This window comes from Pseudomonas sp. W2I6 (genome assembly GCF_030815935.1).
Classification (GTDB): Bacteria; Pseudomonadota; Gammaproteobacteria; order Pseudomonadales; family Pseudomonadaceae; genus Aquipseudomonas.
Genome location: NZ_JAUSXJ010000001.1, coordinates 1,045,187 through 1,059,264, shown reverse-complemented (window position 1 = coordinate 1,059,264; position 14,078 = coordinate 1,045,187). Strand labels below are relative to the sequence as shown.

General features: G+C 52.6%; 9 protein-coding genes and 1 pseudogene. 6 read left to right on the top strand and 4 right to left on the bottom strand.

All coding sequences use genetic code 11. The features are described from left to right. Positions 1–8: 8 nt before the first annotated feature. A complete protein-coding gene (locus QF039_RS05015; protein ID WP_307517098.1) occupies positions 9–641 on the bottom strand; it encodes a hypothetical protein in 633 nt (210 codons plus the stop codon). Positions 642–963: 322 nt separating this feature from the next. Between QF039_RS05015 and QF039_RS05010 the strand changes: the two genes are divergently transcribed. The 3 genes from QF039_RS05010 to QF039_RS05000 all read left to right on the top strand — a co-directional run bounded on the left by QF039_RS05010 (position 964) and on the right by QF039_RS05000 (position 8,450). Then, positions 964–3,585, top strand: a complete 2,622-nt coding sequence (locus QF039_RS05010; RefSeq protein WP_307517097.1) for an ATP-binding protein — start codon at positions 964–966, stop codon at positions 3,583–3,585. A gap of 280 nt (positions 3,586–3,865) precedes the next feature. After that, positions 3,866–7,831, top strand: a complete 3,966-nt coding sequence (locus tag QF039_RS05005; protein ID WP_307517096.1) for a DUF4365 domain-containing protein — start codon at positions 3,866–3,868, stop codon at positions 7,829–7,831. Positions 7,832–7,964: 133 nt separating this feature from the next. Continuing rightward, on the top strand, positions 7,965–8,450 hold the full coding sequence (locus QF039_RS05000; RefSeq protein ID WP_307517095.1) for a hypothetical protein: 486 nt from the start codon (positions 7,965–7,967) through the stop codon (positions 8,448–8,450). Between the two features lie 36 nt (positions 8,451–8,486). Here the strand turns inward: QF039_RS05000 and QF039_RS04995 are convergent, their stop codons facing one another. The 3 genes from QF039_RS04995 to QF039_RS04985 all read right to left on the bottom strand — a co-directional run bounded on the left by QF039_RS04995 (position 8,487) and on the right by QF039_RS04985 (position 10,699). Next, the gene (locus tag QF039_RS04995) at positions 8,487–8,705 is read right to left on the bottom strand and encodes a hypothetical protein (protein WP_307517094.1); all 219 of its coding nucleotides are present in this window, start codon (positions 8,703–8,705) and stop codon (positions 8,487–8,489) included. 259 nt (positions 8,706–8,964) lie between these two features. Next, positions 8,965–9,429: a hypothetical protein gene (locus QF039_RS04990; RefSeq protein ID WP_307517093.1), complete on the bottom strand. Its 465-nt coding sequence runs from the start codon at positions 9,427–9,429 to the stop codon at positions 8,965–8,967. A 715-nt stretch (positions 9,430–10,144) separates the two neighbouring features. Continuing rightward, positions 10,145–10,699 (bottom strand): hypothetical protein, encoded by a 555-nt coding sequence (locus tag QF039_RS04985; RefSeq protein ID WP_307522898.1) that lies wholly within the window; start codon positions 10,697–10,699, stop codon positions 10,145–10,147. Positions 10,700–11,004: 305 nt separating this feature from the next. Between QF039_RS04985 and QF039_RS04980 the strand changes: the two genes are divergently transcribed. The 3 genes and pseudogenes from QF039_RS04980 to QF039_RS04970 all read left to right on the top strand — a co-directional run. Next, positions 11,005–11,472, top strand: a complete 468-nt coding sequence (locus tag QF039_RS04980) for a helix-turn-helix domain-containing protein (protein WP_307517092.1) — start codon at positions 11,005–11,007, stop codon at positions 11,470–11,472. Positions 11,473–11,799: 327 nt separating this feature from the next. After that, positions 11,800–12,801, top strand: coding sequence for a metallophosphoesterase (locus QF039_RS04975; RefSeq protein ID WP_307517091.1), 1,002 nt, complete (start codon positions 11,800–11,802; stop codon positions 12,799–12,801). A 68-nt stretch (positions 12,802–12,869) separates the two neighbouring features. Next, positions 12,870–13,478, top strand: a pseudogene (locus QF039_RS04970) (histidine phosphatase family protein); the annotation flags it as partial. Between the last annotated feature and the right edge of the window lie 600 nt (positions 13,479–14,078).

Genomic DNA, 14,078 nt, shown 5'->3' with positions numbered 1-14,078 from the left:
CTAAGCCCTTAAAGCTTGAGATGTTTGAAGAGCATCTTTTCCTCGAGTGTTTGATCCTTCAAATCAGAGTCCGAGCCGGTTCGCCATTCGATAATCTTGTCCCCGATCCTCCAAGACCTGGTTTCAAGTGAATACGCGCAGCTAGCGAGGCTTTGAAACAGCTGGTACGCCTGCTCACCAGTCAGCAGGTAATCGACATTGCCCTTACCGAACAGGATCCCACCGTCATGCATAGTCCGGATGCAGAGCGCATTTTCCGGATAGTCTGGGTCTGCACCTACACCTTCATATGTCCAACAAACGCCGAAAAATCGGAACGACGCGCCTTTACCATAGATCGTATCGTCTGAAAATTTGAGAGCCCCTCGATCTCCAGGGAGCGGAGATATTTTCACGAGACGTCCGCCGTCCCAAGGCATGCTCGCAATGTCCAAGCCTGTGCGCATGACAGACATCAATAGCCCCTGGGCAATAGCGTCGGCCTGCCGAGCACTCAATTGATATCGCGAGTCTCCGAGCGACATATCGACAGTGCGACCGTCTTCCGTTGTGGCAGATACATGACTGACTGCCCGGTGGGTAAATTCGACACTTTTCGGCACATAAAATGGCTGAGAGTTTTTGATCGGTACTACGCTCATTGCCGGCACTCCGCATGGTTTTATATACCTAACGGTTTTCGCGACGGCGAAACTTTAGCTCGCGAGAAAATTCTGTTGTTACTCAGTGTGATCGCCGGCCATAGACGTCCATGAGTCTTAGTTCAGGCTAGGTAAAAGAGCAGACTACAGAAGAACTCACTGGCGTCCTCCGCATTGCACTCAATGCCAAGGTGCTATGATGGCCACCTGCCTGATGAGACCATGCTAGATGTTCGCGAACCTAACCAGTCCGGGGTCGCCAACTGATCTATGCAGAGTTAGGTCTACGCTCACCAAGGAAGCACTTAGGGGAAGGATCACTATGTCTGCAGTCTCTGATTTCCGTTTGACCTGGTTGTGGCGCCACGCTTTCGTCAATCCACAAATAGACATTACGACCGCTGAGCAGGAGTTTTTCCGAGAACGATACCTAGCCATGCGTGAAAAAGCGGGCCAACTGGTCGCTCAGATCGTAGCAGCTATGCCAGGCATGACAGTCCATGACTTGAGTCACCTAGACGCCTTGTGGGAGACAGCATCGCTCGTTTCAGAAGGCGCCTTGACAATTTCTCCTGCCGAAGCATTCGTTTTCGGGGCGAGTGTCCTTCTGCACGATTCGGCTATGAGTCTTGCCGCTTATCCGAACGGCCTTGAGGATTTGAGGGAGACCGTGGCATGGAAAGATACCGTGACGGCCTTGCTTGGGGGAGATGACCATGATCCCGAATCGGTCAATAACCCTTCACCAATCATCGTCAACCGTGCTGTACCTGAAGTCTTACGCCAGTTGCATGCCCAACAAGCTGAGAAGCTAGCAACTCAAGGCTGGCCGTCCGTTAACGGAGATACGCTTTACCTGATTGACGATGCAGACGTACGCTTTTTTTATGGCGAGACAATCGGACTCATCGCGCACAGCCACTGGTGGTCGGTAGCACGAGTGGAGCAGGAACTTTCGGAGGATCTTGGTGCTCTTGCAGGCAAGACGAAGAGTAAGATTGACCGCGTGAAACTCGCTTGTTTACTCCGTATTGCAGACGCACTCCATTTGGATCAGCGCAGAGCCCCGAGGTTTCTGCGAGCAATATCACACCCCAAAGGCATATCTGCCCTGCATTGGTCATTCCAAGAGCGGCTAGCTGCGCCCCATATCGAGCATGAAGCCGTGGTCTTCACCGCTGGCGCACCTTTCGATATCGACGACGCGGACGCCTGGTGGCTCGCATATGACACGATCTCGGCGGTGAATCGCGAGTTGCAGGACGTAGACTTGTTGATGCAAAACAGAGCAAAGGGATTGTTCTTTCGAGCCCGGCGAGTCAAGGGCGCCGGCAGCCCCGAATCGTTAGCGCGTACTATTCATACCCGAGGATGGCGTCCGGTTGATACGCAGTTAAAAGTTTCAGACATCCCGAAAGTTGTTGAAACACTGGGGGGCGCCAAGCTTTATGGTGACGACCCGACTGTAGTCATCAGGGAGCTCATCCAAAATAGTACCGACGCCATCCAAGCACGTAGACGTTATCAAGCAGGACGACGCGATAGCTGGGGCAACATAGTGGTGTCCCTCATAGAAAAAGCGGATGGCCACTGGTTGACCGTCGAAGACAATGGTATTGGGATGTCAGAGCTCGTTTTGACCGGCCCGTTGATTGATTTCGGCACATCATTTTGGCGGTCATCACTCGCAGCTCAGGAGTTTCCTGGTCTCATCGCAAAGGGTATGAACGCGATAGGACGATATGGAATCGGTTTTTTCTCGGTATTCATGATTGGTTCCTTAGTAAAGGTGATTTCTCGCCGCTTTGACTTAGGCGAAGCCGCCGCTCGCGTATTAGAGTTTAGAGATGGCACTGTATCGCGCCCCATTCTCGCCCAAGCGATACGGGGTCAATCACCAGTCGACGGGGGGACGAGGATTGAGATTTTGCTGAAGGCCGATCCACGGACTAAAGGGGGAATACTTTTCAACAGTAAATCTGGCGAAAACGTTCTCACTCTAAAGCAGCTCATTGCATCGATAGCGCCAAACTTAGACGTTTCGATTGAGGTTGAAGAAGGCGGTGAAAGTTTTCCAGCGGTAAGTTCCGGCGATTGGCTTGACCTACCTGATGCAGATTTGCTTAGCCGACTTAACCCCTTTGGAATGTCAAACAGACACAGGCATGGGACGAGCATTTCCGCGATACGACCTATCCTTGATGAGACTGGAAAACCGCTAGGTCGAGCATTTATCCAACCAAGTAGTTTCTTCGGCGCTGATGGAGGATGGGTCACTATCGGAGGACTTAGGGCGTCTCGGATGTCTAACATTCAAGGTTTGTTGGTAGGCGAAACCTTAACTGCGTCTCGCGATTCCGCCTTGCCAACTGTGTCTAAAGAACAGCTCGCGGCGTGGGCAACAGAGCAGGCGAAGATTATTGCGGCGGCTAGATCTGATGAGCTTCACAAAGCCCGATGTGCAGAAGTTGTACTTGAGTGTGGAGGAGACATTGGTGAACTGCCGATAGCATGCCAGGGCCCGAATGACTGGTTAAGCGTAAGAGAGATACGTGAACGATTCCAAGACACGTCGGAGGTGGTGATCACATTCGACGGGGAATTCTCCTATGAGGAGGACACCGACGATGTCCATCCTCGAGACTTCAAAAGCTCCTTCGAGCCAGTTAGCAACATTTGGGTTATTCCGAAACACAGCGGCTCAGTGTTAACCGTAGGTCAGACACAATGGCCAAGAGCCTTGGCTCCAGATTTTTCTTGGCAAAGATCAAACCTTGCACAGCTGATCAGGATAGTGATCAGCGAAGCCTGGAGCGAAAATTACGAGGTCGATGATGAAGACGTGGAGGTCGGAACGGTTAACGGCACACCGATAATACGAAACGTTACAGTGTTTAGGCGAAATGATGAATCCGCCGGGTCTGAGAGCTCATTCGAAGAGTGAAGCTCGCAGTAAGCTCAGTTAGTGGAGGATGCTTCAATCTGACGTGGAACCCTAACGAAAGTCGAACCGTGCCGCTTGGTCTGACGATGTCGCGAGCCAGTATGCTGAGAGCATCCATTTCATATGATTCGACCATACAAAACTTTTTGGCTCATCGCCCTAAGCCAAAGCGTCCCGGTGCTGAGCCTCCTGATTATCTCGCCGACAATCTTAGGGGCGAACGGGCGAGAGCCGGAAAAGCGCCTGCCAAAATGTCTTTTAGCTATGCCGAGGAAACCTCATGCCAGTTGAAGGGCCTCTACCAATGACGGGGGATCAGCACGATATTGATGCTGATGCCGATCGTTGCCTAATGGCACGTACACCCAGGAATTGGCGACTAAAGAGCCTAGGTGGGACGGACGATTATGGCTTCGACTACCAAGTCCAAACTACGCCAAATCAACAAGCAACGGATATTTTTCGCATTCAGTTGAAAGGCACTCGTTCCCCTAGCATTACGGCGGATGGGGAATACCTTTCCATAGCACTGAAGGCATCGACTGTCCGCTTTTATGACCGAGCGGTGGAGCCCCTGCTCTTGGTGATCTGTGATCTTTCCGTCGATCCGGATCCTGTGGATTGCAGGCTCTACTACGTTTGGATCAGAGATGAGCTGCTGCGCGTTAATGTAGCTGAGCTGCCTGAGGAGCAGAAATACGTCACCCTTCGGGTTCCTGTAAAAAATCGTCTCACGTCATCTACCGACCTTTCTGAAGAAATTCGTTATCAGAATGAGCTGTCCCGAGCAGGGCATGCCCTGAGCGCAAAAGCGGAACAAACCCATCCTGCAATGGATTCAGAAAATCGTCTGATATTGGTTCAAAGTGCCGTTCAAGGAGTTGCAGCGAGAGGCGCGACCTTCATAGAGGCCCTTGCAGGCCCCAAAGACGAGCATTGGATTAATCCTGCGCCGGGCACACTTGCTTGGCATCTGACCCAAGCCAGGGCTGAGCTGCGTATCAATGCTTTGGAGAGAGCTCTGCATCACCTTGATCAAGCCGAGTCCATGTTGGCAAAAGCAACGGAATTGGAGCTTGGCGAATACTGGTGCTTACGCGGAAACTGGCACGTTGAGTCGGGCGCTGATCAAGCCGCAGTTGTTGCCTATCGCAACGCGTATGAGGAAAACAGCCTTCCCAAATACCTTGCAGCACAAGTGGAAGCGGACATTCGGATTAGATTCGAAACTAGGCCAGAATCGCTCTCAGAGCTACACGCCTTGCTGGAGGGCGATGACCCCGTAATCATCGGGACTAGATCGAGGCTGCACGCGGTTCAAGGGAACTACAAACTTTCGCTTGAGATTGCAGATCACCTGCCAGAGCCTAAGAGGTCGTTCGCAAGAGCCTTCGCGCACTGGCTGTCCGGCGATCCAGATAGTGCATTAGCTGACTCCGAGGCGGGCCTAGATGTATGCGACAGATCTCATGATTCCTACCAGCTATTGCTGCTACTTAGGGCCCGCTCCAAATTTACTCTCGCGCTTGCTACAGCCAGCACGATCAGTAAAGACGTCATCCCGCCGTCCGGTCTGCCTGGCGTAGATCGGCAGGCGCTAGAGAGTGCTTGGACAGCAATCATCGATGCTGTCACTTCTATCAAGGCGGTGGGCTGGGACTCAAATATTGAGCAGATTGCGGACATATGGGCTGCAACCGCCTTAGCGCTCGGAAAGGGCCGAAGCATACTTGCAGACCTTATTGAAGCGACGCGTACACGTCCGGGCCTACCAAATATTCAGGAGGCTTTGAGAAGCGTCGCTGCCCAGTTAAAAGACTTTGATCTTGCCCTAGCGGCAAACGACCAATTGCCTGAGTCTTCCGAAAAACAACTGTGGAACATCCTGCTGCTTTACGAGACACGCAAGTTTAGGCTTTGCTGGCAAGGCTTTAGGGGATGTATAGAGTCTTTGGATAGAGGCCATCCTTTATTCGGGCCCGCAGCAATCGCTGCCTCCCTTTCAGCCCATAAGATGGCTCAGCCTACCTTTGTAAAACAGTGGATCGAAGAACTACAGTCGCATCCAGACCTGAGAGATCAAGCCGCACTCTCAGAGTTTTACATAGCCCTAGAGGTGAGCAGGCTGGCGAAGGAAGATGCATGGAAATCTTTGCATTCCCGCTATGAAGAGCTGGGCCGACCTCTGAGCATTGCGCTCACCCTATTCCAGGAGGCTGATCCTACAGATCTTGAGTATGCGGTGCTGTGCGTGCGTCTATGCGAGAAAATCACAGAGCACTTGTTGCTTTCTCCAGAGATGGCAGCCCGATTGGGGATCGCGTTGGTGACGCTGAAAGACTGGCAGGCACTTCTAGAACTCTGTCAGAGCAAAAGGGTTCGGGCTGAGCCTGGGGATCGGATGGCAGCCTTCGAAGCATTGGCACTCGATCATCTTGGAGAAACAGAACAAGCACGAGACCGATTGCAGGGCATTTTAGCCAAAGGAACTGACGATCAGGTTGCACTCAACACTTACGTAACTATCGCTACAAGGTGTGGCTACGTTGAGGACGCCGTGGAGGCTGCGGAGAAGGTATTTGAAGCCGCAGAAACCAAACATGAACGGCTAGAGTGTGTGAAATTACTGTTTACACTCATCCAATTTGGGGATCAGACCAGCAGCAGGCTTGTTGAGCTTGCTATTCGGGCAGGTGACTTGGTGGATCAAAATGTTGAGAGCCAGGAAGGCGCCTACCTGATGATGCATTTGAGCTCCACGTTAGCGATCACTGACCTCGATCTTGCCAGCGATCGTGAGCAATTTCAGACACGCGCAAATGCGTTTTTCCAGAAATTCCCCAATTCTCGAATGCTTAGGAGAGGGGAAATTCGGGAAGGTTCTTCTGCCACAGAGTTGGTAGAAAGTCTCAAGTCTCTTATAGGCATAACCGCAGATCAGGAAGCGCTCAAGAGTCGGCTTGAATACGGTTTGCAGCAAGGTTTCACAGTCATTCCGTTCTCATGGCGTCCTCGATTTGTTCTGTCCTCCATCTGCGATGTCGTGCACCTCTGGGAAACTGCGAAGGTGTCGAGCCGTGATGATCGAAAGTACCATCTTTCCATGAATAGCGAGCTTGCTTGGCAGCCTCTTGGCGCTGAGGCTCTAAGGCAACTTGTTCCCTTACTGGACTGGACGGCATTGCTCGTACTCTACGATTTGGAATTGATCGAACCCGTTGTCAATTTCTTCGGGAAAATTGCGATTTCCAAAGCCACCATGGAGGAGCTTGCAGAGTTCACGAACCCGATGTATGGAAGTCCAATGCGTGGCAAGTGCCTGGGTCTACAAAAGTCCTTGAAGCCCCATCTCGCTTCAATTCTGCAGCCGTCGTCGTCAGGAGGAGTCAACAGGGCCTCTAATACTGCACCGGTTGGCCGAAGCAATACACAGATTGTAGAGATCTGCGCGGCAGAGCCCGAACGGTTCAGACTTTACTCTGATGACTTTGCTTTCCGAATTTTTTGTGCCGGAAAGTCCGATCCTAACGGAATCTGCACACTTGATGTCTTGGCCGCGCTGGTAGAGGTAGGACTGATTACCCCTATTGATAAGGCCCGAAAAATGGCGCAACTCTGTGAGTGGCGTGTCGGTGTAGTTGTGCATCTACCCGATATTATGGTGCTTCTCCCTCCGTTACTAAATTCGGCCAAGAGCGTACGCCTAGCCGTGGAAATGCTTGATGCGGAACCCGGATTTATTTCTATAGCCTCAGCGCTGTGGGACTATCGCTCACCATTTGAGCAATCACTGGCACATGCTGCTGCTGTGCTTCGCGCTCTCGTTATAGAGCGGTCGCTATCCGACATCGGGCTGGCTGCGCTGTTGAGGCACTGGTATGTCAAAGCGGCCATGAAAAAGGATGCTCCCCCTCACGGCCTCCAGGCAATAACTCTCCTGATACTGATGGCAGGTCTAGATGAAGACTTCACGAAGACTTCTGCAAGAAGATTCTGGACGATCTACATGCTATTGGTAGAGTCCCACCACGGCACCAGGATGGACGAGTCTTGCGAGAGAGATGCGATCCGACTCTTAGGTACCCATTGTGCCCAATTAGAAGCTGTTGAGCCTGGTGAGGGCCATCGAGTGTTCTCTGCTCTCAACGCGAGCCTCATACAGAATGCGTTTGAACAAACTGAGTTTTCCGCCGCTTATGCAGCCGCGCGGGTAGCCTCAGAATACGAGCGAGCAAGAGAAAAATGATCGTTTAAAATTCCGTCGCCAAATGGAACACTCCCCCTCGAAGGCCAAGCGTCTAGCTGATCGCAGAGCTGGATGAAGACGATCGATAAGCGCATGGAATACATCAAAGGCTGATTCGGTTACGGAACCTTACATGAAGCAGCCTCTGTTCGACTTTGACCTCAAACGCGCATCCCGAGAAAACTACATAACAGGCAAGGCCGCCATCAATTTTCCACATCCTGGAAGCACCACGGGTGGATGGCATTTCCTTGCATATTTTGATCGGGAATCCGGCGTGTGTAAGGTGTCGTTAGCAGGCATTCATTACCCTGACACCACAGCCTACTTTGGTGACCTTGGCATCATCGACGTGACCGATGAGCTAGCAAAGCGTGGATGGTCAGTGGATGGCCATCGCCTGTTCATGGCAGATCACTATAGGGCTGCTGCGGACATGATTGTGAGATGGGCACTGAGCGAGTCCAACCACTGCAGCGTCGAGATTGATGATTGGTTTCCCTCTCGTGAGGAAAGACAGCGACTGCTTGAGATTTTAGATACAGGAAGGTCACAGCTTTCAAAGGTTGGCCGATGGCAAAAAGTGGAAGCTTGGCTTCGTGCGCAAACCTTCAGCTAGGGTAGTCACTATCCTAGATGGAGCGTGGTGCCGGTGCTAAGTAGTGCGTCGGCCCCAAGGGCCCCAGGTCGGTGGATTTTCGACGATATCAATCGATGCGCTGAGCTCGTCTTGCATGCGCTCGAAAACCCTGTCGAGAGTCGAATGGGCTTTTGACTCCCTCAATGCGCTAACCAGTTGGAGCAGCTCGCGGCCCTGCGCTAAAGACATCTGGACGTCGCAGTAAACAGTGTCGTCATCGTCTGTCATTCCCATCGAAAAATCCTCGCAGTATGGTCTTGGCCTCTGTTCCCACGACCGGCATTAGGCCGTGCCCTTCGGGGACGGGCTGTCGTAAACCGAGCCTGCGTCTCGGCCCTTCGGGCTTCCATCCCGCACGACTGCGCGCTCCGCTTACCGTGCTTATCCAGCCGCGTTATCAGTTGCCTTAAGTTCGAGCGAACACTCAGGCTGAGCTTCAACAATACTCATCCCTTTCGCATAGCTGAGGGCGGGTATCCCCCCCTCTGATAGTTCAAGCTTCGAAAAAAGCACGGCAGGCCTCCATCAAAGCGGTAGCGTCATGCAGAGCTCGATGGCGCCTGGTTGTTGGCAGTAGGCGATAAATGTCACTAGCCGCCTCCCGGCCCACTAAGACCTCCAAAGGCTTCAACTCGAAGGTGGGCATCAGATCTGCGGCCTCGGAAAGCACATCGAACCAAAAACCGTCTTGAGGAGAGTCGCTGCAAAGCACCTGGCCTGAAAACAGCTTATTCATATTTCTCGCCACAGCGTCTGGGGTATCACCTTCCTGACGTAACTGATCCTGGGAGAGTCCGTGCATGTCTTGCGCATCAAACGACCAGTGCATCCAGTAGCGGGCGGGCTTGATCAGCGAACTGAAGGAGGTGTCACTCGACACGACAGCCACCTCAATGGGATAGCTATCTGGGGCTATCCCTGATGCCTCGAAATCGATAAAAAAAGAAGGCCGTTCCACCTTGCTGCTCCTGCTTGAAGGCTGCGATTTTCAGAGGCTACACCGACTGCTTGTGTGCTTGCGCCGCCATCGCTCGAACCAGCCGCTCTAGCTGGTAGGAGCCTGTGCAGCCCGGTGATTTTTCAGATGCTGCATCTCACGCTCCCATTCATTCACAAATTTATCCCAGTCTGTGGCGTAGGGCCCATCAGGAACTCTGGTTGATCCGATGCTCGCTTGCAGAAAGCGTTCTCGCCAGGGCTGCGGAATAGTCTGCTCCAAGATGATGTCGATTCCGGAGTTGTGGCGCATAACCGAGACAGAGTTACGAACCTCAGGGAGCTCAAGTAGCCTATCGCTACAGGGGGTGTCGTTTCGCTCTTGGTCGTCGAGATCATTGAGGATGGCAAGGAGGTCGGATGCAGTGGGATCGCCAGGACGGAGGCATGCAAGGGCCCACAGAGTCCTTCGCCTAGCGCCCTCAAGCTGACGGAGTTCATCGTGGGTCATTTCAGCCGCATCCTTGTTGATTTGATGTAGGGCAGTAGCTATGGCGTGCCGCCTGCGGCGGAAGGCTGGCGAGAACTGAGCCACGACTACGCCGCGTCTCAGCCCGTTGGGCGCTCATCCTGTACGCCTGCGCGCTCCGCTTGCCCGATACTCGCAAGGAAAGGAAAGTCTGGCGCAGCGATCCTGAAGCCGGGGCGGGTGTAAGCGTGCCCTACGTACAGGACTATTACTTGTGGAACTTACTGAAGCGACTCGATAGAGCTGCGGCTTCGGTAGTTTTCCAAGCTTCAGGATTAGACGTAGCGTTGAACATCACCCATGCCCTCCACAGGAAAAAGGCGGCAACCAAGCTCGACTCAATTACTGCAAATACCGTAGTGGTATACATATAATCTGAATTTTCTCCGAAGAAAAACAGCACTGGAAATATCGAAGCTATCCAGCCGGCGACGAAAGTTAAGCAAAATGCGATGGCCGCAGTGACCGTCAGGAAAAGCGGGACTTGATATCTATACTGGGTTGCAAATGATTTCTCGCCGTTTTGCTTCGCTAGGCCGTACAAGATGCCTGTGTTTTTTTCTTTGTCATTGTTTCTTTTAAACAAGCCATACAGAGTTACACTCTCGCCGACCTCTAACTCTTCGTAAAGCTTGTTCGACACTTGCAAATTTGGGATAACTGCACCATCAATGCTGACTTTAGCTTTATGTCCGCCGTTCATTCGATCAACAGATCGAACGTAGTCAACTTTTCCTGAAACTTTCACGCAATCGAACTTCATCACTCACTATCCCTGCCTTCTCTCAAAAAAATCGATCTGATTCTTGCCAAGACGTCGCTCAGTGACAATTGCAGGCGGGCTTACCCGGGCCATAAACGTCGGACTTGATGAGCGCTTCTCCCATCGAGACGTCCCTAGCCGTGTCTTAGGTGCTGCTCTCATGACCAATCCATCATCAATCCAAACACCCCGCCGCTATGATCAAACGACTGCTTGGCAAACCATGTGTCACGATAATATCACTATGGTCTGTTTATCGAAACACGCTTGCCGTGGCTCTATCCTCGCTTTTGAGGATCCGACTCATGAATCTGAAGGAAGCGCTGGCGGGGGCATTACGCGGAGCCCGTGCACACCAAGGGTTGAGTTACGAGGATCTGGCGGGTGCAACACACAGAACGAATGTAGGGAAGCTTGAGCAGGCCAGGGCGACGCCGACATTGGAGAAACTGGACGAAATCGCTGACTACTTAGGCCTCGACCTTTTGACGGTAGTCACTCTCGCCATTGCGGCTCAGGGTGGCGAACTCCCTTCGGAGGCTCTGCAGCGTGCTGCCTTGCGAATTAGGGAATTCGAGATGTCCGGGGGTTGGCAGTTAGTAGAAGAGCAATTCAGTGATGGAAAGCTCATCAAGCGCTCCCAAGGCAAGCCAAAGCGGCCCGTTAATGCGATTTACGTTCGAGCCCTGAAAGCGCAAGGTTTCGACAGGAAAACAATCGCCGAAAAGCTCGGCGTTGCGCGAAGCACTGTCCAAAAATATTGGAATACATAAGCCTGCAGAACATCAGCAATCCTGCAATCTAAGCAAATCGCGGTTTTGGCGCGCCCTATCGGGTCGGCTGTCGTAAACCATGCCATGGCTGACGCCAAGTCATGGCCCTCTGGGCTTCCATCCTCGCGTCTCCGGCCTTACTGGCCTGCGCGCTCCGCTTGCTCTCGTTATTTCCATCGACGGAAGACACTCCAAGGATACCTTCAGCACTGCGCAATAGAGTGTAGTCATCCTGTCCGTCCAGATTTCTGTTGGAAGGTGCAGTCGCGGGGTGGACAATACGGGTTTGGTCAGTTGGTAGGCGGCCATTGAGGAAGGAACCCGCGCATGAGTCAGAAAGTCCTGAGGCTTCCCCGGAACGAGGTCGGTCGCGACTTCGTTATCGGTGACATTCACTTTAAGTCGATTGATCTCTACAAAGGATTAGTGAAGCTCGGTTTCGACAAAACTATCGACCGAGTCATTGGGGTGGGTGATCTCATAGATCGCGGGCCTGGAGTCCTCGACGGTCTGAAGCTTCTTGGTGAGCCGTGGTTCTTCACCGTCCAAGGTAACCATGAGCAGATGCTTATCAACGCTTACAGGGAAAACCCCAGCGCTCGTTATGTAGCTCATGGCGCAGGCTGGTGGTCGACCATAGCCGACGAATCGAAAGAGATGATAGTTGGAAAGCTTGAGAGCCTTCCATCCGTCATAGAAATCGAGTCGCCTCGCGGCTTGGTTGGCGTTGTTCACGCGGACATTCCTTCCGGGATGTCATGGGTCGAGTTCACTCGAGACATATCAATCCCTGCTTTCGAAGAGATTGCGCTATGGGGGCGCGAGCGGATCAAAAAGCACCATCGAGAAGGTGTAAAAGGGGCATGGCGTGTATGCACAGGGCACACCTGGATTCCAGCGCCGGTTCGATTAGGAAATGTTCTGGCACTCGATTGCACGGGAGGGGGGGAAGGGCCACTCGCTATCTATTGCGTTCAAGACGACACGATTTACGTCGAAGGGCGTCCAGTGTCACTTGACCAAGCGGACGTCGTTACCGAGCTACTGGAAGAACTTGAGCAGACGGTAGGTAATCTGAAAGCAACCATCCACGCTAATAGGCTAATTGAGTCGCAAAGCTTGAGCCAAGAGGCCGACGAATTGACTCGTCGATTGAACACTACCTGGCTGACCTTACGTTCGGAAATTGGCGAATCTCAGAAGTTACTTAACGCGCTGCACGGACTCAGCCTGCTCACCGAGGAGCGAAGGGCAGCTAAGCTCGAAGAGCTGAAATTCAAGCATTCAGGTACCCAAATAGAGGGATTGCTTTCGAGACTTCTTGACTGAAGATTGAGTACCAGTAATTTTGGGGATCTTGGAGAAATGATGGCCGAACCTGTGCGAGTGGTTGGTTAATGACGCATGTCCGGCTAATCCGCCACGGAGAGAGCGCTGCGAACGCAGGCCAAGCCACTTTAGATCACGCGACCATTCCTCTCACTTTGAAAGGATTTGAGCAGGCGCAACTGGTGGCATTGTCGTTCAACCACGCACCGACTCTGATCGTTGCCTCGCCCTTCACCCGAGCGCATTCAACCGCTATGGCGACCGCACCGGTGTTTCCTCATATCCCTTTTGAAACCTGGCCCATCCACGAATTTACTTACCTTGAACCTGGGCGGTGTGCCAATACGACCGTTGCTCAGAGACGAGACTGGGTCGCGGCATATTGGGCCAAGGCAGATCCCGAGTTCACGGACGGTGAAGGCGCAGAGTCATTCCTAGATTTCATATCTCGAGCTCAGTCTTTCCTGGATCGACTTGCGGAGCATCCTGCTGATGACATCGTAGTGTTTTCGCATGGGCAACTTATCAATACCGTCGCGTGGCTGATCGAGCGCAACCCGCAGACAATCGACGGCCAGGCAATGACCGAATGGCGAGAGTACGAGATCACTAACCACGTGCCTAACTGCTCTGGCTACAAGCTAACTAAGCACCCAGACGATGCTGGCTGGAAAATAAGTCCTGGGGAGTCGCGAATTGAAGTAACTCAACGCGTACCAGGTAGGGCCTACCAAGCGGTGCGCGATCCCGAGCGGCTACTCATTGAAGAGCGCGCCGAAGCTCTATCCGCTGCCGGCTACCCGCTGCCAGATGATGATCCGGCTATGTACGCTGAACAAATGCTGATAGAGGCTAGAGCGGCAGCTCGTCCATTCCAGGTAGGTAACGGTAGCGAAAACACTGCCGCTGAGCTCTCCGCAAGAGAGGTATCCCAGGTGCTTAGGGAGGCGATTTTCGGTCGAAGCGTCATGAATAAGGTGGGTCATGAATCGTGGGACGAGATTTATGCCGGCCACTTCCAGATCAATGTAGACGGTTGGGAGATATCGATTTACAACGACTGTGATCAGCTCGACTACTGCGAACATTGCGTCAGTCCAGATGGGCGACACTGGTCGTTTGACTCGGGGTATCGCTTTGGCACTGATCCAGTTGCACTACTCAGCACATGGGAGCATCAGACGCTTGAGCGAATGTTGAAGGCGTTGTGATGAAAATTTGGTTTTGATATGCCCCATTGGACTGATGTCGTAAACCATGCCGACGGTGTCCGATGT